19 protein-coding genes are annotated in these 19,034 nt (G+C 55.5%); 9 read left to right on the top strand and 10 right to left on the bottom strand.

What is annotated here, in order from left to right; translation table 11 throughout:
• Positions 1-5: 5 nt before the first annotated feature.
• The 7 genes from stgD to ACVCAM_RS12050 all read left to right on the top strand — a co-directional run bounded on the left by stgD (position 6) and on the right by ACVCAM_RS12050 (position 7,228).
• Complete coding sequence (stgD, locus tag ACVCAM_RS12080) at positions 6-1,082, top strand: fimbrial protein StgD (protein ID WP_023326365.1); 1,077 nt, start codon at positions 6-8, stop codon at positions 1,080-1,082.
• Positions 1,083-1,327: 245 nt separating this feature from the next.
• Positions 1,328-2,368 carry a phosphate ABC transporter substrate-binding protein PstS gene (gene pstS, locus ACVCAM_RS12075; RefSeq protein WP_008500186.1) on the top strand — a complete coding sequence of 347 codons (1,041 nt, stop codon included), beginning with the start codon at positions 1,328-1,330 and terminating at the stop codon, positions 2,366-2,368.
• A 128-nt stretch (positions 2,369-2,496) separates the two neighbouring features.
• The gene (pstC, locus tag ACVCAM_RS12070; RefSeq protein WP_008500185.1) at positions 2,497-3,456 is read left to right on the top strand and encodes a phosphate ABC transporter permease PstC; all 960 of its coding nucleotides are present in this window, start codon (positions 2,497-2,499) and stop codon (positions 3,454-3,456) included.
• A complete protein-coding gene (gene pstA / locus ACVCAM_RS12065; protein WP_008500184.1) occupies positions 3,456-4,346 on the top strand; it encodes a phosphate ABC transporter permease PstA in 891 nt (296 codons plus the stop codon). Before pstC ends, pstA begins: the two co-directional genes overlap by 1 nt.
• Positions 4,347-4,393: 47 nt before the next feature.
• On the top strand, positions 4,394-5,167 hold the full coding sequence (pstB, locus tag ACVCAM_RS12060) for a phosphate ABC transporter ATP-binding protein PstB (RefSeq protein ID WP_114519433.1): 774 nt from the start codon (positions 4,394-4,396) through the stop codon (positions 5,165-5,167).
• A gap of 26 nt (positions 5,168-5,193) precedes the next feature.
• Positions 5,194-5,919, top strand: coding sequence for a phosphate signaling complex protein PhoU (gene phoU / locus ACVCAM_RS12055; RefSeq protein ID WP_008500182.1), 726 nt, complete (start codon positions 5,194-5,196; stop codon positions 5,917-5,919).
• A gap of 160 nt (positions 5,920-6,079) precedes the next feature.
• Complete coding sequence (locus tag ACVCAM_RS12050; protein WP_094945105.1) at positions 6,080-7,228, top strand: esterase; 1,149 nt, start codon at positions 6,080-6,082, stop codon at positions 7,226-7,228.
• Positions 7,229-7,259: 31 nt separating this feature from the next.
• Here the strand turns inward: ACVCAM_RS12050 and yieH are convergent, their stop codons facing one another.
• Positions 7,260-7,925, bottom strand: coding sequence for a 6-phosphogluconate phosphatase (yieH, locus tag ACVCAM_RS12045; RefSeq protein ID WP_008500180.1), 666 nt, complete (start codon positions 7,923-7,925; stop codon positions 7,260-7,262).
• A 165-nt stretch (positions 7,926-8,090) separates the two neighbouring features.
• Between yieH and adeP the strand changes: the two genes are divergently transcribed.
• The gene (adeP, locus tag ACVCAM_RS12040; protein ID WP_139962861.1) at positions 8,091-9,428 is read left to right on the top strand and encodes an adenine permease AdeP; all 1,338 of its coding nucleotides are present in this window, start codon (positions 8,091-8,093) and stop codon (positions 9,426-9,428) included.
• 91 nt (positions 9,429-9,519) lie between these two features.
• Here adeP and ACVCAM_RS12035 read toward each other — a convergent pair whose 3' ends face one another.
• The 9 genes from ACVCAM_RS12035 to rpmH form a co-directional block, all read right to left on the bottom strand.
• Positions 9,520-10,086 (bottom strand): NADPH-dependent FMN reductase, encoded by a 567-nt coding sequence (locus tag ACVCAM_RS12035; protein ID WP_014833835.1) that lies wholly within the window; start codon positions 10,084-10,086, stop codon positions 9,520-9,522.
• Between the two features lie 36 nt (positions 10,087-10,122).
• Complete coding sequence (locus tag ACVCAM_RS12030) at positions 10,123-10,869, bottom strand: 4'-phosphopantetheinyl transferase family protein (RefSeq protein WP_023293689.1); 747 nt, start codon at positions 10,867-10,869, stop codon at positions 10,123-10,125.
• Between the two features lie 122 nt (positions 10,870-10,991).
• Positions 10,992-11,963: an HTH-type transcriptional regulator YidZ gene (gene yidZ / locus ACVCAM_RS12025; RefSeq protein ID WP_008500176.1), complete on the bottom strand. Its 972-nt coding sequence runs from the start codon at positions 11,961-11,963 to the stop codon at positions 10,992-10,994.
• The gene (locus ACVCAM_RS12020; RefSeq protein ID WP_407223770.1) at positions 11,932-13,107 is read right to left on the bottom strand and encodes an MFS transporter; all 1,176 of its coding nucleotides are present in this window, start codon (positions 13,105-13,107) and stop codon (positions 11,932-11,934) included. Before ACVCAM_RS12020 ends, yidZ begins: the two co-directional genes overlap by 32 nt.
• 111 nt (positions 13,108-13,218) lie before the next feature.
• Positions 13,219-14,583: a tRNA uridine-5-carboxymethylaminomethyl(34) synthesis GTPase MnmE gene (mnmE, locus tag ACVCAM_RS12015; protein WP_407223771.1), complete on the bottom strand. Its 1,365-nt coding sequence runs from the start codon at positions 14,581-14,583 to the stop codon at positions 13,219-13,221.
• A 72-nt stretch (positions 14,584-14,655) separates the two neighbouring features.
• The gene (yidC, locus tag ACVCAM_RS12010; protein WP_008500173.1) at positions 14,656-16,299 is read right to left on the bottom strand and encodes a membrane protein insertase YidC; all 1,644 of its coding nucleotides are present in this window, start codon (positions 16,297-16,299) and stop codon (positions 14,656-14,658) included.
• A 2-nt stretch (positions 16,300-16,301) separates the two neighbouring features.
• Entirely contained in the window at positions 16,302-16,559 is a 258-nt protein-coding gene (yidD, locus tag ACVCAM_RS12005; RefSeq protein ID WP_001307474.1) for a membrane protein insertion efficiency factor YidD, read from the bottom strand.
• Complete coding sequence (gene rnpA, locus ACVCAM_RS12000; RefSeq protein WP_021242673.1) at positions 16,523-16,882, bottom strand: ribonuclease P protein component; 360 nt, start codon at positions 16,880-16,882, stop codon at positions 16,523-16,525. The genes yidD and rnpA overlap by 37 nt, the downstream gene beginning before the upstream one ends.
• Positions 16,883-16,898: 16 nt before the next feature.
• Positions 16,899-17,039, bottom strand: a complete 141-nt coding sequence (gene rpmH, locus ACVCAM_RS11995; protein ID WP_000831330.1) for a 50S ribosomal protein L34 — start codon at positions 17,037-17,039, stop codon at positions 16,899-16,901.
• A gap of 599 nt (positions 17,040-17,638) precedes the next feature.
• On the opposite strand from rpmH, the gene dnaA reads away from it, so the two are divergent.
• Positions 17,639-19,033, top strand: coding sequence for a chromosomal replication initiator protein DnaA (dnaA, locus tag ACVCAM_RS11990; RefSeq protein ID WP_010426558.1), 1,395 nt, complete (start codon positions 17,639-17,641; stop codon positions 19,031-19,033).
• The last annotated feature ends 1 nt before the right edge of the window (position 19,034 follow it).

Here is a 19,034-nt window from a genome sequence, read left to right as displayed (position 1 = left end):
ATAAGATGAAATTCAGGACACCTCTGTTTTTAAGCGCGTTGATAATATTTATGACGCCAGTATGCAAGGCGTACACCACGGGCGACGGGATTTGTCACTCCGAAGGTGGCGCTTATATCTATAACCTTAATCTGAACGGGCAGTCGATCCCGGCGGATAAAAATAAAGCAGGTACAGAGATCAGGGATCTGGAAACGCTCAGTTCATCTACGAGTTACAAAGCGCAATGCAACTGTCTTACGCATTACTCTACGGGCTTTCGCCAAATCTACTACACCGCACGATCGCCGTTAAGTGAAGATGTGGTAAAGAACGGGTATACCTATTTTACCCTTAATAACAACCTCAGCATCGCCACGTCGATACTTGTGCTTGGCAGAGAATATATACCGGTACCTTTCAGCGCAGAACCAAACGTAATGTCTCATAGCTCCTATTGTTATGCGCCTGGCGAGGAAGGGAGCGAACCAACACTCAATACCGGTTCACAAATAAAAATATCATTCTTAATTAACAAGCCGTTTATTGGCCGGGTGAGTGTGCCAGGTACGATAGTCGCCGATCTTTATGGAGGGCTGGATGCGGCCTCCTCGACCTCCAGCACCGAAAAAATGGCAGAGATCAAAATCGCTGGCGATATCGTCGTGCCGCAAAACTGCGAGATAGCGCCCGGGCAGACGCTTGAGATAGATTTTGGCAAAATCCCGGCCCCGGAATTTTCCGCTACCAAAGGCACCGCCGTGACGAGTCACAAGGTAAAAAAGACGATTCAGGTACAGTGCACAGGCATGCTGGATGAGAATATTGTCTACTCCACTTTCCATGGAGACCCTGTTGACGCCGATGCCACGATGATGAAAGTCAACGGCAATGATGATGTAGGCATTGTGGTATACGACAAGTGGGATCGTCAGGTCAGCGTCAACGGCGGCAGGATGGACATGGATAGGGGCGAAAACAATAACGGCGCCGAAAACAATTCGCTTACCTTTTCCGCTGCGCCTGCAAGCGCAACGGGGGCTCAGCCAAAACCTGGAACGTTTGAAGCGTACGCGACGGTCACGCTGGAAATTGAACATTAATCACCCGACGGCTGTTTATGACAGCCGTTGTCATTTTCCCCCTTTTGTACCAGGCTTATCCCTTTCTGTATGACAACTCTATGACGCCATCCTGAATAAATATCATTTATTATCAATGAGTTATTTTTAACGCCTGCATTGTCATAAAACTGTCATAATTCGTACATTTATCTGTCACCTGTTTGTCCTATTTTGCTCATCGTAGCCACTAAACAACGATTTACGAAAATCTTGCAGGAGACATTATGAAAGTTATGCGTACCACTGTCGCAACTGTTGTCGCCGCGACCTTATCTCTGAGCGCGTTCTCTGTATTTGCAGAAGCAAGCCTGACTGGCGCTGGTGCAACCTTCCCTGCGCCGGTGTATGCCAAATGGGCGGATACCTACCAGAAAGAAACCGGTAACAAGGTTAACTATCAGGGTATCGGCTCCTCCGGTGGCGTAAAACAAATTACCGCGAACACGGTTGATTTCGGCGCATCAGATGCTCCGCTGTCTGATGACAAACTGGCTCAGGAAGGCCTGTTCCAGTTCCCTACCGTGATCGGTGGCGTGGTTCTGGCGATCAACCTGCCGGGCGTGAAGTCGGGTGAGCTGGTGCTGGACGGCAAAACCCTGGGTGACATCTACCTGGGCAAAATCAAAAAATGGGATGACGAAGCGATCGCCAAACTCAACCCAGGCCTGAAGCTGCCTTCCCAGAACATCGCCGTGGTTCGCCGCGCGGATGGTTCTGGTACCTCTTTCGTGTTCACCAGCTACCTGGCGAAAGTGAACGAAGAGTGGAAATCTAAAGTCGGCTCCGGCTCTACCGTTAACTGGCCTACCGGTCTGGGCGGTAAAGGTAATGACGGTATCGCCGCGTTCGTACAGCGTCTGCCTGGCTCCATCGGCTACGTAGAGTATGCGTACGCGAAGCAGAACAACCTGTCCTACACCAAACTGGTGTCTGCCGACGGCAAACCGGTTAGCCCGACCGAAGAGAACTTTGCTAATGCCGCCAAAGGCGCTGACTGGAGCAAATCCTTCGCGCAGGATCTGACTAACCAGAAGGGCGAAGGGGCGTGGCCAATCACCTCTACCACCTTCATCCTGGTGCACAAAGAGCAGAAGAAACCTGAACAGGGCGCTGAAGTGCTGAAGTTCTTCGACTGGGCATACAAAAACGGCGGCAAACAGGCTAACGCTCTGGATTACGCCACCCTGCCAGACAACGTGGTTGAGCAGATTCGCGCTGCATGGAAAACCAACGTGAAAGACAGCAGCGGTAAAGCGCTGTACTAACAGGATATATTTAACGAAGATGGCGGGTGGCGCTGCGCTTACCCGCCCTACGGTTTACTCTGTAGGCCCGGTAAGCGTCAGCGCCACCGGGCATATTCGTAAAAACGTCTCAAACAGAAGAGTAATTTATGGCTGCAACCAAGCCTGCATTTAACCCTCCGGGTAAAAAAGGTGACATGATTTTCAGCGCGCTGGTCAAACTGGCTGCGCTGATTGTGCTATTGCTGCTGGGCGGCATTATCGTGTCTCTGATTTTCTCCTCCTGGCCGAGCATCCAGAAATTCGGTTTTTCCTTCTTGTGGAGTAAAGAGTGGGATGCGCCGAACGACATCTACGGTGCCCTGGTGCCAATTTACGGCACGCTGGTGACCTCGTTCATCGCCCTGCTGATTGCGGTTCCGGTAAGCTTTGGTATTGCCCTGTTCCTGACGGAGCTGGCGCCGGGCTGGCTGCGTCGTCCGCTGGGGATCGCCATCGAACTGCTGGCAGCTATTCCGAGTATCGTCTACGGCATGTGGGGCCTGTTCATCTTTGCGCCGCTGTTCGCCACGTACTTCCAGGAACCGGTGGGTAACGTCCTCTCTGCCATTCCGTTTGTGGGGGCCCTGTTCTCCGGCCCGGCTTTCGGTATCGGCATTCTGGCGGCGGGTGTGATCCTCGCCATCATGATTATTCCGTACATTGCGGCGGTGATGCGCGATGTGTTCGAACAAACGCCGGTGATGATGAAAGAGTCGGCCTACGGCATCGGCTGCACCACCTGGGAAGTGATCTGGCGCATTGTCCTTCCGTTCACCAAAAATGGGGTGATCGGGGGCGTGATGCTGGGCTTAGGTCGTGCACTGGGTGAAACCATGGCGGTCACCTTCATCATCGGTAACACCTACCAGCTCGACAGCGCGTCGCTTTATATGCCGGGCAACAGTATTACCTCTGCGCTGGCGAATGAGTTTGCGGAAGCGGAATCGGGTCTGCACGTCGCGGCGCTGATGGAGCTGGGTCTGATTCTGTTCGTTATTACCTTCATTGTTCTGGCGATTTCCAAGCTGATGATTATGCGTCTCGCTAAAAATGAGGGAGCACGCTAATGGCCACTCTCGAAATGCAAGCTACTGCTGAACTGGCGGAATCCCGCCGCAAAATGCAGGCCAGACGCCGCATGAAAAACCGCATTGCCCTGACGCTCTCTATGGCGACGATGGCATTCGGTCTGTTCTGGCTTGTCTGGATCCTCTTCTCAACGGTCGTTCGCGGGATTGACGGAATGTCACTCTCGCTGTTCACCGAAATGACGCCGCCGCCGAACACGGCGGGTGGTGGCCTGGCGAATGCCCTGGCGGGCAGCGGGTTGCTGATCCTCTGGGCCACGGTCTTCGGCACGCCGCTGGGCATCATGGCGGGCATCTACCTGGCAGAATACGGTCGTAAATCCTTGCTGGCGGAAGTGATTCGTTTCATTAACGACATTTTGCTGTCAGCCCCGTCTATCGTCGTGGGTCTGTTCGTTTACACCGTCGTGGTGGCGCAGATGGAACACTTCTCCGGCTGGGCGGGTGTGATTGCGCTGGCGCTGCTGCAGGTGCCGATTGTGATTCGAACCACCGAGAACATGCTAAAACTGGTGCCGGACAGCCTGCGTGAAGCGGCTTACGCGCTGGGTACGCCAAAATGGAAGATGATCTCTGCGATTACGCTGAAGGCGTCGGTCTCCGGGATCATGACCGGTATCCTGCTGGCGGTGGCGCGTATTGCGGGTGAAACGGCGCCGCTGCTGTTTACGTCCCTCTCCAACCAGTTCTGGAGCACGGACATGATGCAGCCGATCGCCAACCTGCCGGTGACGATCTTTAAATTTGCGATGAGCCCCTTCGCGGAATGGCAGCAGCTGGCCTGGGCCGGGGTGCTGATCATTACCCTTTGCGTACTGTTGCTGAACATTCTGGCGCGCGTCATTTTCGCGAAGAAGAAACACGGTTAATTTTTTACGGCGCGGCAGCTCGCGGCGCCGAATGAGGAAATGAGTCAATGAGTATGGTTGATAATGCCCCGGGTAAGATTCAGGTTCGTGATTTGAACTTCTACTACGGCAAATTCCATGCCCTGAAGAACATCAACCTGGATATCGCGAAGAACCAGGTCACGGCATTTATCGGTCCGTCCGGCTGTGGGAAATCCACGCTGCTGCGTACCTTTAACAAAATGTATTCGCTCTATCCGGAGCAGCGCGCTGAAGGGGAAATCATCCTCGACGGCGAAAACATTCTGACCCAGGCTCAGGATATCGCCCTGCTGCGCGCGAAAGTGGGGATGGTGTTCCAGAAACCCACGCCGTTCCCGATGTCTATTTATGACAACATCGCCTTTGGCGTTCGCCTGTTTGAAAAGCTCTCCCGTGCCGATATGGATGAGCGCGTGCAGTGGGCTTTGACCAAGGCCGCATTATGGAACGAAACCAAAGATAAGTTGCACCAGAGCGGGTACTCTCTCTCCGGTGGTCAGCAGCAGCGTCTGTGCATTGCGCGCGGTATTGCGATTCGCCCGGAAGTGTTGCTGCTGGATGAGCCGTGTTCAGCGCTGGACCCGATTTCAACCGGTCGTATTGAAGAACTGATCACCGAGCTGAAGCAGGATTACACCGTGGTTATCGTGACCCACAACATGCAGCAGGCTGCGCGTTGCTCCGATCACACGGCGTTTATGTACCTGGGTGAATTGATTGAGTTCAGTAACACGGACGATCTGTTCACTAAGCCCGCGAAGAAACAAACCGAAGATTATATTACTGGCCGCTACGGTTGATTTGCCTTAGTGCATGTGGAGAAACCATGGACAACCTCAATCTTAATAAACACATTTCCGGCCAGTTCAACGCAGAGCTGGAAAGCATTCGCACCCAGGTGATGACCATGGGCGGCATGGTCGAGCAGCAGCTTTCTGATGCGATTACGGCGATGCACAACCAGGACAGCGAGCTGGCGAAGCGCGTCATTGAAGGCGATAAAAACGTCAACATGATGGAAGTGGCTATCGACGAAGCCTGCGTGCGCATTATCGCGAAACGTCAGCCGACGGCGAGCGACCTGCGTCTGGTGATGGCGATCATCAAAACCATCGCCGAGCTGGAACGTATCGGTGACGTCGCCGATAAAATCTGCCGCACCGCGCTGGAGAAGTTTTCGCAGCAGCATCAGCCGCTGCTGGTCAGCCTGGAGTCACTGGGCCGCCACACCGTGCAGATGCTGCACGACGTGCTGGATGCCTTTGCGCGGATGGATCTGGACGAAGCGGTGCGTATCTACCGTGAAGACAAGAAGGTCGATCAGGAGTATGAAGGCATCGTGCGCCAGCTGATGACCTACATGATGGAAGATTCCCGCACGATCCCGAGCGTGCTGACGGCCCTGTTCTGCGCGCGTTCTATCGAGCGTATCGGTGACCGCTGCCAGAATATTTGCGAATACATTTTCTACTTCGTGAAGGGTCAGGACTTCCGTCACGTGGGCGGCGACGAGCTGGACAAGCTGCTGGCGGGTAAAGATCCGAAAGAGTAATCCTGTCATCTGATAACAACGCCGGTACTCACCGGCGTTGTTATTTCTAGTGTAATCACAATTTTCCCCTTCATCCGTTGCCTGACGTTCGAAACGCGCTAACGTGAGACGAAAAAACAGCAAAGGATGGTATATGAAAAATTCATTAGCGTGCCTGGCGATGGCCATCAGCATCGGGATCGGTATTGGAACAGACGTGATTGCCGCACCGTTGCCGGTCACACCTGACCAGACTACCCCGGTCAGCCACTATGTGACCCAGGTTAATGCGGATAAAAGCATTACGTTTCGCCTGTTTGCACCCGGCGCAACGCGAGTCTCCGTGGTGACGGGGTCAATGCCTGAAAGCCAGGTTTCCCATGATATGACGAAAGAGAAAAATGGCGTCTGGTCATGGAAAAGCGAGCCGATGGCCCCGAATCTCTACGAATATTATTTCGACATCGATGGTTTCCGTTCAGTTGACACGGGAAGCCGCTATCAAAAACCCCAGCGGCAGGTGAACACCAGCCTGATTCTGGTTCCGGGCAGTATTCTCGACGATCGTCCTGTACCGCATGGCGATCTGACAACCTTGACCTGGCACTCGCCGTCGCTCAAGTCAGAGCGCCGCGTCTATGTATGGACTCCCCCTGGCTACAACGGCACAGGAGAACCCTTACCGGTGCTCTACTTCTACCATGGCTTTGGGGATACCGGGCTCTCTGCCATCGACCAGGGCCGTCTGCCGCAAATCATGGATAACCTGATGGCCGAAGGGAAAATCAAACCGATGCTGGTGGTGGTACCCGACACCGAGACGGAGAGCACTGAGGCCATCCCCGAGAACTTCCCACCGGCAGAACGACGGAAGTCTTTCTATCCGCTCAATGCGAAAGCCGCAGACCGTGAACTGATGAGCGAGATTATTCCGCTGGTGGATACACGCTTCAACGTGCGTAAAGATGCGGCAGGCCGGGCGCTGGCGGGATTGTCACAGGGCGGTTATCAGGCGCTGGTCTCCGGGATGAATCATCTGGAGAGCTTCGGCTGGCTGGGAACGTTCAGCGGCGTTACCACGACAACCGTGCCTGACGAAGGCGTGGCTGCACGCTTTAAGCAGCCTGAGGCCATTAACCGGCAGCTGCATAATTTCACCGTCGTTGTGGGAGAGCGCGATTCGGTAACCGGCAAAGATATCGCCGGTCTGAAAGCGGAGCTGGAAAAGCAGGGCATCAAATTCGACTATAAAATGTACCCCGGTCTGAACCACGAAATGGACGTCTGGCGTCCGGCCTATGCTGAGTTTGTTCAAAAGCTCTTCAGATAAACCTGTCGCCCTCCCTGCCGGGAGGGTCTGCTTAGCGCGTAATATTCCACCCGCGCGCCTTCCACAGCGCGGGTAGCTGCGCCAGATCGGTGAAGGTCGTGACTTTTGGATGAACGATCGGCTTGTTGTGCGGGTCGGCGCAGAAGTAAAACACCTCCATCCCCGCATCAATCCCCGACTGCGCGCCCGCAGACGAGTCATCCACCAGAATGCAGTGCTCTACGTTAACGTTCATCGCCTTTGCCGCATGGAACATCAGTGCCGGGTCCGGCTTCCAGCGCTGGATATCGTAGCCGCTGAACAGTTTTTCCGGGAAGTGGTGCAGCATCTCAAGCTTGCCGAGCGAGTGCTGCATTTTGCTGACCGGCCCGTTGGAGACCACGCAGATCGGCACCGTCATGGCATCCAGCAGCGCGTTTGCGCCCGGAATCACCTCCAGCTCCGAATCGAAAAGGCGCGCAACCTCGGCGCGGTACACCGGTTCCAGAGCCGCTTTATCCAGAACGACGCCGTGTTCTTCGTTAATGATGTCGATGATCTCGTAGAGCTTCACGCCCTTAAAGCGCTTAAACACCTCGTCGAGTTCCAGCGTAATGCCAAATTCCTGGAACATGGCGACATACGCGCGGGAACAAATGACCTCACTGTCGACCAGCGTACCGTCGCAGTCGAAAAATACCGCTTCAATTCCGGACATGCCTTTCCCTTTTAACCAGTTTAACGTTTACGTACGGCAGTTCACCGGAACGCAATCGTTGCCGTATAAGCAAATTCAATGAAAAAAGTATCACGTAACCGCCACTATTGTCGCATTTTGGTATAGGATAGCGACGAATTTTCCCTCCTTGTTCGGAAATTGATGATGAGTCAACAACACACTACCCAGACATCTGGTCAGGGTCTGCTTGAGCGCGTGTTTAAACTGCGCGAGCACGGCACGACGGCACGCACCGAAGTGATCGCCGGTTTCACCACCTTCCTGACGATGGTCTATATCGTTTTTGTTAACCCTCAAATTCTGGGCGTTGCTGGCATGGATACCAGCGCCGTCTTCGTGACTACCTGTCTGATCGCGGCCTTTGGCAGCATTCTGATGGGTGTGTTCGCTAACCTGCCGGTCGCGCTGGCCCCGGCGATGGGTCTGAATGCGTTCTTTGCCTTCGTGGTGGTTCAGGCGATGGGGCTGCCGTGGCAGGTGGGTATGGGCGCCATCTTCTGGGGCGCGGTTGGCCTGCTGCTGCTGACCATTTTCCGCGTGCGTTACTGGATGATTGCGAACATTCCCGTGAGCCTGCGCGTGGGCATCACCAGCGGTATCGGTCTGTTTATCGGGATGATGGGGCTGAAAAACGCCGGCGTGATCGTGGCGAACCCGGATACGCTGGTGAGCATCGGTCACCTGACCTCGCATAACGTGCTGCTGGGCGTGCTGGGCTTCTTTATCATCGCTATCCTGGCTTCCCGCAATATTCATGCGGCGGTGCTGGTCTCCATCGTGGTGACCACGCTGCTGGGCTGGATGCTGGGCGACGTTCACTATAACGGCATCGTTTCCGCGCCACCGAGCGTCTCTACCGTTGTTGGCCATGTTGATCTGGCGGGTTCCCTGAACCTGGGCCTGGCGGGCGTGATTTTCTCCTTCATGCTGGTGAATCTCTTCGACTCCTCCGGTACGCTGATCGGCGTGACCGACAAAGCGGGTCTGGCAGATGAGAAAGGCAAATTCCCGCGCATGAAGCAGGCGCTGTTTGTGGACAGTATCTCCTCTGTGACCGGCTCATTTATCGGGACCTCGTCTGTGACCGCTTACATTGAATCCTCTTCCGGGGTTTCTGTGGGTGGCCGTACCGGCCTGACGGCGGTTGTGGTGGGTATTCTGTTCCTGCTGGTGATCTTCCTCTCGCCGCTGGCGGGCATGGTGCCTCCGTACGCTGCAGCGGGTGCGCTGATCTACGTGGGTGTGCTGATGACCTCCAGCCTGTCTCGCGTGAAGTGGGATGATTTAACCGAAGCGGTGCCGGCGTTTATTACCGCCGTGATGATGCCGTTCAGCTTCTCGATTACCGAAGGTATCGCGCTGGGCTTTATCTCTTACTGCGTAATGAAGATCGGTACCGGCCGCTTCCGCGACCTCAGCCCGTGCGTCATCGTTGTGGCGCTGCTGTTTGTACTGAAGATTGTGTTTATTGACGCGCACTAAGGTGCGGTTTGTGGTGTCAGGTGGCGCTTCGCTTACCTGACCTACTGACGAGTGTAGGCCCGGTAAGCGCTAGCGCCACCGGGCTTTTTTATCAGGCTTTAACCCGCTTAATGTAATCCCCGAACGCCGTCAGCTGGCCAGAGAGATGGTCGCGCGTGCTCTGATCCACCACCTCACCCGTTTGTGGGTCGACCTTGTTCTGAATCACTCCGCCCATAAATTCCGGCTTGTTCATCACCATCGCATCGAGGAAGACCAGGATCTGACGCAGGTGATACTGGCAGCGCGCGCCGCCAATCGCGCCCATGGAGCTGGTCTGGATCAGCACCGGTTTGCCTGACAGCGGCTGCTCAGGTAAACGGGACAGCCAGTCGATGGCATTCTTCAGACCACCGGGTACAGAGTAGTTGTACTCTGGCGTGACGATGACCACGCCGTCAGCCTGGCGAATCTGCTCTGCCAGCGCCTCAACGCTCTGCGGGAACCCTTCTTCCTGCTGTACGTCTGCATCATAAAGCGGAATATCGCCAATAGACGGCAGGGCGCTAATTTCCATACCTGCAGGTGCCAGCTGTGGCAGCGTGCGGGCTACCATCCCGTTAAATGAACCTTTGCGCAGGCTTCCCAGTAACGTAACAACTTTCAACGTATCAGACATGATTACTCCTGTTTCATCATGATGACCCTGATTGGATCAGCTAAGGGTGAATGCTTTTTCTGCCGGTAAACTGGTTAATCGCATCAGACGTGCGGCGGGCTCGTTGGCGCGCTCGGGCACATCAGGAAGGCTACGCCATCCCTGTTGACTGTCAAATTCCCAGATTTTCATGCGTTCGATGGCGGGGGTCACCGCGATGGACCAGATGAGCACATCCTCCGCGTCGCAGAGCGCTTCTACCAGCGTGGCCTGGGTGGCGCGCAGACGTCCGGAGCCAGGCAACAGCTGCAGCAGGCTGGCGTCGTCTGAGGCGCATCCGCAGAGCTTGCGAATGCTCTGGCGCAGGGTAATGAGCTGGGCTCTGGCTTCAACAGGATCGTTCTGGTTGCGTACCCACAGCTTCTCATTGCTGGAGAGCGGATAGTCTTCATGCGCGTTACCACCGTGGAAGCTGCGCGTCGCGCGCTGAAGCTCCATATCGAGCCCACAGTCCCCTTCGGTGGTCAGCGCGACCCCAATGATATTGCCCGTGTAGGCAATGGAAAAACGAGGGAGATCCGGGTCGGCAAAGACCGGGCGGCCTTCTGGCTGGGTAATGATGTCCGGCAGCTCGCTGGTGCCGTACAGCATAAACATCAGTTCCGCGAGAAGCGCTCGGGACGCTAAAAACCGCGACCTGCGATGCTCCGGAAGCGTGAGTGCTTCACGGTGACAGGCTGAAGAAATTCTTGCCGATACGAGACGTCCTTCTGTAAGTATCCCTCTTGCAAAGTGCGTAGCCATTTTTCGCTCCTTGATAATGGTCGTAATCGGTTAAACGGTTACATGATTATCGCTTAACTTGCCTCCTGTTTTAATCAGTAAATGGAAGTAAGAGAAGCCTTAGGACCGAACTTTACATTTTCTTAGGCAAAAATTGGATCGCTCGCACCGTACAGCGCCTTGATGGTCTCCCGCAGCCAGAGAATTTTGGGATTATGGCTGTTCCGTTTATGCCAGATCAGCGTGAAGGGCACGGTCAATTTATCCGCCTGCTCCTCATCAATGGGGATCGGAAGCGCGATCAGCTTACGCTGGTGGAGTTCATTGTAGTGGTGACAGTAGTGCGGGGCGGTGGCGATATAGTGATGGCCGGGCTGCGCCGCCATAAACATCGCCTGTTCGAAGCCCGGCAGGCTCATGGCGATAGTGCGATCGCGTCCCATCTCCTTTAACACCTCATCAAGCGCCCAGGTATCGCTGCGTTCCCAGAAGATGCTGATGTGGGGATAGCGCAGGAAGGTCTCCAGATTCCACTCTTGCTGAAGCGCCGGATGATCCTCGCGCAGATAGACGCAGGGGCGGTCGCTGAACAGGATTTCGTAGTCGATAAACCACGGCATCAGCTTAAGCAGCTCGCGGGATCGCGGATGCGTTTCACGCCCGGTGAAGCCCAAATCCACCTCGCCACGCGTAATCGCGTCCAGCGAGTCGTAATCCCACTGGCGCATTTTCACCGTCGCCTGCGGATAGCGCTGGTTCACCTGCTCCAGCAGGGTATTGAAGCGGATCAGCATCAGCGGCGTTTCCGCGGCCAGCACGAACGTCAGCCCGCCCGGAGAATCATGATGGAATTTATCGAGGATCTGGTTGCCGATTTGCATCCAGTCAGCCAGATCCTGCTCCAGGCTCACCGTCAGCGGCGTCGGCAGTAGCCCTAGCGGCGTTTTGACAAACAGCGGGTCGTCAAACCAGTCGCGCAGCTTGGCCAGCGATTTGCTCACCGCCGACGGCGTCACGTTCATCCGCTTCGCCGCCTTGGTAACGCTGCGCTCCTGCAGCAAAAGCTGCAGGCACAGCAACAGGTTAAGATCGAGACTGCTGATGGGCTTCTTCATAGTGCGCCGCGGGCTGGATGACCATAAGTAAGGTAATGCAGACTATGCTACAGCCAATCAGAACCCCGATCAGCATATTCAGCGCGTTAAGCCCGATGACTGCCGCCAGCCAAATCCACAGCGACGAGCCGCAGACCTGCGCGATCCCCAGCACCGAACTCGCCACGCCTGCCCGCAGCGAGAAGGGACCAAGCGCCTGGCTCATCGCCACGCCAAAGCCAACCGAGAACCCGGCGCAAATGAGCGTAATGCCCACCAGCATCACCGCATGTGAGCTGGTGGTCGCCAGGATCGCGCCTGCGGCCATGAATAAAACCTGTGAGGTCACCATCAGCGTGCGCTGGCGGAAGATATTCAGCGCAAACGGCGTCGAAAACGAAACGGCCATACTGACCATCGCGGTTAATGCCATCACCGTGGAATACTCACCGCGATCGAAGCCCATGGTCTCCATCAGCAACACCGGGGAAACGTTTACATAGGTCAGGATCACCGCCACGCTTAACGTGGTCACGGCCAGACGGCTGAGGAAAAAGCGGTTGAGAAGCTTCTCTGCCGGGTGAAGGGTCGCGGTATGGCCGGTATTCTGCGAGCCCGGGTGGGTCTCTTTCAGCACGGCAATCGACAGGACAAACACCAGCGAGCCCATCGCCGCCATGGTCCAGAACAGGCTCTGCCACGGGAATTTCAGCATGATCAGATAGCCCACGACCGGGGCCAGCACCGGGATGATGCAGGTAATGCCGTTCAGCATCGACAGCACTTTGGCGCGACGCTGGGCGCTTAGGGTGTCGCGCAAAATGGCAAACGCCACCACGTAGCAACCGCCCGCACCGATGCCCTGGATAAAGCGCCCGGCCAGAAACACGGTGCTGTTTTGCGCCTGTGAGCAGAGAAGCGACGCCAGGGCAAAAACGATGGCACCGGCGATTGCGACAGGCTGACGGCCTGCTTTATCCGCAATCTTCCCGGCAAAGACCATCGACGATGCCATCCCCGCGAGGTAGGCCGAAAACGCAATATGCAGCTGCGCTTCGCTGGCGCCCAGATCGCGGGCGATATGCGGTAATCCCACCAGATACATATCAATACCGGACGGATAAAGCAGAACTAATGCGAAACTACAAAACAGAAAACGCGCCATAAACCCCCCATAGATGCAGGCATGCAGGATAGGGGGTGAAAAGGGATTAGGCGAGTTGCCATTTGGACAATGGTGATTTCCCAGGAGGAAATCACCATGGATTAGCGGGCATTACTTACCAATACAGAAGCTCGAGAAGATCCGTCCCAGCAGATCGTCCGACGTAAACTCCCCGGTGATCTCGCTCAGATTCTGCTGCGCCAGACGCAGCTCTTCCGCCAGCAGTTCACCTGCCCACGCGCCAATCAGCTGCGCTTTGCCCTGGTCAAGATGGCGTGCCGCCTCTTCCAGCGCCTGCAGGTGACGGCGACGCGCCAGGAAGCCGCCTTCCATGCTGGTGTCAAAGCCCATGCTCTGCTTGAGATGGTTACGCAGGTCGTCCACGCCTTCACCGGTCCGCGCCGACAGGCGAATCAGTGAGTGACCATTCACATCGCTGATACCGAGCGTTTCGCCGGTCACGTCCGCTTTGTTACGCACCACGGTGATCGGCAGTTTGGCCGGCAGACGGGCAATAAAGTCCGGCCAGATCTCTGCCGGGTCAACGGCGTCGGTGGTGGTACCGTCCACCATAAACAGCACGCGGTCGGCCTGCTCGATCTCCTGCCAGGCGCGTTCGATACCGATGCGCTCAACCTCGTCGCTGGCATCGCGCAGACCGGCGGTATCGATGATGTGCAGCGGCATGCCGTCGATGTGGATGTGCTCGCGCAGCACGTCGCGAGTGGTGCCGGCAATGTCGGTCACGATTGCCGCTTCACGGCCCGCCAGGGCGTTCAGCAGGCTCGATTTACCGGCGTTCGGGCGTCCGGCAATCACCACCTTCATCCCTTCACGCAGCAGGCTGCCCTGGCGCGCTTCTGCACGAACGGCGTCGAGATCGGCCATCACCTGGTTGAGCTGGGCTTCGATTTTGCCGTCAGAGAGGAAGTCGATCTCCTCGTCCGGGAAGTCGATAGCCGCTTCCACGTAGATCCTAAGGTGAGTAAGTGCTTCCACGAGGTGATTCACACGCGCGGAGAATGCCCCCTGCAGGGAGTTAAGGGCGGAGCGGGCCGCCTGTTCAGAACTGGCGTCGATCAGGTCAGCAATGGCCTCCGCCTGCGCCAGGTCGAGCTTGTCGTTGAGGAAGGCACGCTCGGAGAACTCGCCCGGCTTCGCAATGCGCAGGCCCGGCAGGGTCAGGATACGTTTTAACAGCAGGTCGAGGATAACCGGGCCGCCGTGGCCCTGAAGCTCCAGCACGTCTTCACCGGTAAAGGAGTTCGGGCCGGGGAACCACAGCGCAATGCCCTGGTCCAGCGGCGTGCCGTTGGCATCTTTAAACGGCAGGTAATCAGCGTAGCGCGGCTTTGGCAGTTTACCCAGCACCGCTTCGGCCACCTCGCGTGCCTTCAGGCCGGAGATACGCAGAATGCCTACACCACCGCGTCCCGGTGGGGTTGCCTGGGCGACGATAGTGTCGTTATGGCTCATGGTTGCTCTCGTTCAATACAAATAAAAAAGGCGGTCAATCGACCGCCCTTATTTTAGCGTTAACTTATCGGATCAGGACTTTTTCTTTTCGCGGCTATGCAGGCCACGTTTTTCCAGACCACGGTAAATCAGCTGCTGCTGGATGATGGTCACCAGGTTGCTGACGATATAGTACAGCACCAGACCTGACGGGAACCACAGGAAGAACACGGTGAAGATGACCGGCATAAAGGTCATGATCTTCTGCTGCATCGGGTCGGTCACGGTGGTCGGCGACATCTTCTGGATGAAGAACATCGTCACGCCCATCAGGATCGGCAGGATGTAGTACGGGTCCTGTGCGGACAGGTCATGGATCCACAGCGCGAACGGCGCGTGGCGCAGCTCAACGGAACCCATCAGCATATAGTACAGCGCAAGGAAGATTGGCATCTGAATCAGCAGCGGGAAGCAGCCACCCAGTGGGTTCACTTTCTCTGCTTTATACAGGGCCATCATTTCCTGGCTCTGACGCTGTTTGTCATCGCCCAGACGCTCACGCATTGCCTGAATCTTCGGCTGCAGCATGCGCATCTTCGCCATGGAGGTGTACTGCGCTTTAGTCAGCGGGTACATGATGCCACGAACGATGAAGGTGATAACGATGATGGAGAAGCCCCAGTTACCCAGGAAGCTGTGGATGAACTTCAGCAGCTTAAACAGCGGCTGAGAGATGAACCACAACCAACCGTAATCCACGGTCAGATCCAGGTGCGGCGCAACAGCGGCCATTTTGTCCTGAATTTCCGGGCCAACCCACAGGGTGCTGGCCAGCTTACCGGTTTGACCCGGCTGTACCAGAACCGGCTGAGATTTGTAGCCGATGGCTGCAAGGCCGTTACCCAGGTTCGCGGTATAGAAGTTGTTGGTACCGTCGTTATTTGGCACCCACGCCGTCGCGAAATACTGCTGCAGCATCGCCACCCAACCGCCTTTAGCGCTGACGTTCAGGTTTTCGTTATCGGCAATGGTGTCGAATTTGTATTTCTCGTACTTCGCGTCAGGCGTGGAGTACGCCGCGCCACGGAAGGTGTGCAGCGCAAAGTTGCTGCTTCCGGTGTCACGGTGAGACGGCAGATTGATGGACTGCTTCAGCTGGCCAAAGGTCGACAGCTCCAGCGGTTTCGCGCTGGCGTTCTGTACGCTGTAGCCCACGTTCACCGCATACTCACCGCGCTTCAGGGTGAAGGTTTTGGTGAAGGTGTTGCCTGCGGCGTCGGTATAGGTCATCGGAATAACGAGTTCGTTCTGGCCATCAGCCAGCACAAAGGTGTCGTTCTCGACGTTATACAGTGGACGCGCACCGTTAGCCGGGTTATCCGGGCCGTCACGACCGGTCAGGCCGCTCTGCGCCTGGTAGATAAACTCAGGCGTGGTTTCCAGTAACTGGAACGGTTCGTTAGACTTCAGCTCTTTCGGGTAGGTCAACAGCAGCGCCTGCTCAACATCACCACCACGGGTGTTGATTGTCAGCTCAAGCACATCGGTCTTAACCGTAATCTGTTTCCCCTGGCCACTGGCCGGTACGCCCTGGTCGGCGGCGCTACCCGCTGCGGTGGTCGTAGTCTGCGTGGTCTGCTGCTGGGGTTGAGGATTTTTATCCTGCTCCCATGCCTGCCAGATCATGAAAGACACGAACAACAAAGCGATGATAAGAAGATTGCGTTGCGAATCCATCGTTAGTGTTCTCTGGTATCAAAGGGTCCTGGGGGGACGGGGTCGTCTCCACCGGGGTGTAAAGGGTGGCATTTTAATACGCGTTTCACCGTCAACCAACTGCCTTTTATCACTCCAAACCTGCGCAATGCCTCAATTCCGTAGCTTGAGCATGTTGGTGTGAAACGGCAGTGCGGCCCGAGTAGCGGACTAATCAGGCGTTGATAGACCCGAATGAGGGCTATCAGGACCCGGGAGCCAGGCGACAGTGGCGGCGCCATAATTTTTCCAACGCTTCCGAGAGAGCACGGTTATCGAGGTCGGCAACCCCTTTCTTCGCCACCACCACGAAATCCATTGAAGGCAGTTCGTGCTGACGTAAACGGAAGCTTTCACGCGTCAGACGTTTAATCCGATTGCGTTCATGCGCACGCTTAACATTTTTCTTGGCGACTGTGAGACCGATGCGGGGATGCCCCAGCGAATTTTGGCGGCCGAGGATGGTGATTTGCGGCGTGCCAGCCCGTTGTGGCTGCTGGAAGACGAAAGTGAAATGAGCGGGAGTTAACAAACGTAACTCCCTGGGAAATGCTAGCTTAACCACTCAGGGGTTAGCTTTATTACTTGGAAACGGTCAGACGAGCGCGGCCTTTAGCACGACGACGTGCCAGAACCTGACGACCATTTTTAGTAGCCATACGAGCACGGAAGCCGTGAGAACGGTTGCGCTTCAGTACAGACGGTTGAAAAGTGCGTTTCATGGCGATTTCTACCTAAACTTGAATAAATTCACTGACTTTTGCGTATACCCGAACGAGTTTCGAACGACTAACGCCTCAGCGTGGGTGATTAAAGAGGCCGGATTGTAATAATTGTACACTCCGGAGTCAATTCTCTTTCCTTATTTCCCGCGTATTTCCGCACGTTTTCGCGTGGAAAATGAGCAACGGACGACGCAGGAAGATGAGCATCACGCGCCGGGTCGAGGATTATACGGGCTCACCGATAAAGCGCAAGGATCGTCCCGGATCTTCGTTAGATCATTTAAGCAATAAATTGGCTGTGCTCATTAATTTTTCCAATATGCGGGCTAAATCGTGGGGCACTCGCGCCAGGATCGTTTACACTTAACCGGTTTCTGATCTTCCTGTGGATAAATCGGGAAGAATCTGTGAGAAACAGAAGATCTCTGGCTCAGTTTAGGCTATGATCCGCGGTCCCGATCGGGATCCCAGGATCCTGGTCAGGATAAATTGCAGATAGCAATTCGCACGTCCCCCTTTACACAGGGTCATGCCGATGTGCGCCAACAATCATGAATATTCAATAGTTTTCTTTTATTGTTCGAGTGGAGTCCGCCGTGTCACTTTCGCTTTGGCAGCAGTGTCTTGCCCGATTGCAGGATGAGTTACCAGCCACAGAATTCAGTATGTGGATCCGCCCGTTGCAGGCGGAACTGAGCGATAACACGCTGGCTTTGTACGCGCCAAACCGTTTTGTGCTCGATTGGGTAAGGGACAAGTACCTTAATAACATCAATGGACTGCTGAACGATTTCTGCGGGTCAGATGCCCCACAGCTGCGCTTTGAAGTGGGCACAAAGCCGGTCACCCAAACCGTACGTGAAACCGTGAATGTGGCTGCGCCTGCTCAGGCCGCACCCGCGCCGGCTCCTCGCGTCGCTCCTGCTCGTCAGGGTTGGGATAATGTCCCGGCTCCGGCTGAGCCAACCTACCGCTCTAACGTAAACGTCAAACACACGTTCGATAACTTCGTTGAAGGTAAGTCGAACCAGCTGGCGCGCGCGGCGGCTCGCCAGGTTGCTGATAACCCCGGTGGGGCCTACAACCCGCTGTTCCTGTATGGCGGCACGGGTCTCGGTAAAACGCACCTGCTGCACGCGGTGGGCAACGGCATTATGGCGCGCAAGCCCAATGCCAAAGTGGTGTATATGCACTCCGAACGCTTCGTTCAGGACATGGTAAAAGCCCTGCAAAACAATGCGATCGAAGAGTTTAAACGCTACTACCGTTCCGTTGACGCGCTGCTGATCGATGACATTCAGTTCTTTGCCAATAAAGAACGATCGCAGGAAGAATTTTTCCACACCTTCAATGCCCTGCTGGAAGGCAATCAGCAGATCATTTTGACCTCGGATCGTTATCCAAAAGAGATCAACGGCGTTGAAGATCGTCTGAAATCCCGCTTCGGCTGGGGCCTGACCGTGGCGATCGAGCCACCGGAGCTGGAAACCCGCGTCGCGATCCTGATGAAGAAAGCCGATGAAAACGACATTCGCCTGCCGGGTGAAGTGGCGTTCTTCATTGCCAAGCGTCTGCGCTCCAACGTGCGTGAGCTCGAAGGGGCACTGAACCGCGTTATCGCCAATGCCAACTTTACCGGTCGTGCGATCACCATCGATTTTGTGCGTGAAGCGCTGCGTGATTTGTTGGCATTGCAGGAAAAACTGGTCACTATCGACAATATTCAAAAGACGGTGGCTGAGTACTACAAGATCAAAGTGGCAGATTTACTGTCTAAACGTCGTTCCCGCTCGGTGGCGCGCCCGCGTCAGATGGCGATGGCGCTGGCAAAGGAGTTAACCAACCACAGTCTGCCGGAAATCGGCGATGCGTTTGGTGGCCGTGACCATACGACCGTGCTGCACGCCTGTCGCAAGATTGAGCAGTTACGCGAAGAAAGCCACGACATAAAAGAAGATTTTTCCAATCTAATCAGAACATTATCATCGTGAC

This window comes from Enterobacter sp. CFEC122 (genome assembly GCF_052983755.1).
This window is presented reverse-complemented; position numbering and strand designations above follow the sequence as displayed.

Bases quoted from the DNA above. Each gene is read 5' to 3' on its own strand.
- yidZ (WP_008500176.1), bottom strand. From the start codon at position 11,963: ATGAAGAAGCCCATCAGCAGTCTCGATCTTAACCTGTTGCTGTGCCTG.
- pstA (WP_008500184.1), top strand. From the start codon at position 3,456: ATGGCCACTCTCGAAATGCAAGCTACTGCTGAACTGGCGGAATCCCGC.
- stgD (WP_023326365.1), top strand. From the start codon at position 6: ATGAAATTCAGGACACCTCTGTTTTTAAGCGCGTTGATAATATTTATG.
- ACVCAM_RS12035 (WP_014833835.1), bottom strand. From the start codon at position 10,086: ATGTCTGATACGTTGAAAGTTGTTACGTTACTGGGAAGCCTGCGCAAA.
- yidD (WP_001307474.1), bottom strand. From the start codon at position 16,559: ATGGCGCCGCCACTGTCGCCTGGCTCCCGGGTCCTGATAGCCCTCATT.
- ACVCAM_RS12030 (WP_023293689.1), bottom strand. From the start codon at position 10,869: ATGGCTACGCACTTTGCAAGAGGGATACTTACAGAAGGACGTCTCGTA.
- yidC (WP_008500173.1), bottom strand. From the start codon at position 16,299: ATGGATTCGCAACGCAATCTTCTTATCATCGCTTTGTTGTTCGTGTCT.
- phoU (WP_008500182.1), top strand. From the start codon at position 5,194: ATGGACAACCTCAATCTTAATAAACACATTTCCGGCCAGTTCAACGCA.
- pstC (WP_008500185.1), top strand. From the start codon at position 2,497: ATGGCTGCAACCAAGCCTGCATTTAACCCTCCGGGTAAAAAAGGTGAC.
- ACVCAM_RS12050 (WP_094945105.1), top strand. From the start codon at position 6,080: ATGGCCATCAGCATCGGGATCGGTATTGGAACAGACGTGATTGCCGCA.
- yieH (WP_008500180.1), bottom strand. From the start codon at position 7,925: ATGTCCGGAATTGAAGCGGTATTTTTCGACTGCGACGGTACGCTGGTC.
- ACVCAM_RS12020 (WP_407223770.1), bottom strand. From the start codon at position 13,107: ATGGCGCGTTTTCTGTTTTGTAGTTTCGCATTAGTTCTGCTTTATCCG.
- mnmE (WP_407223771.1), bottom strand. From the start codon at position 14,583: ATGAGCCATAACGACACTATCGTCGCCCAGGCAACCCCACCGGGACGC.
- pstB (WP_114519433.1), top strand. From the start codon at position 4,394: ATGAGTATGGTTGATAATGCCCCGGGTAAGATTCAGGTTCGTGATTTG.
- rpmH (WP_000831330.1), bottom strand. From the start codon at position 17,039: ATGAAACGCACTTTTCAACCGTCTGTACTGAAGCGCAACCGTTCTCAC.
- pstS (WP_008500186.1), top strand. From the start codon at position 1,328: ATGAAAGTTATGCGTACCACTGTCGCAACTGTTGTCGCCGCGACCTTA.
- adeP (WP_139962861.1), top strand. From the start codon at position 8,091: ATGAGTCAACAACACACTACCCAGACATCTGGTCAGGGTCTGCTTGAG.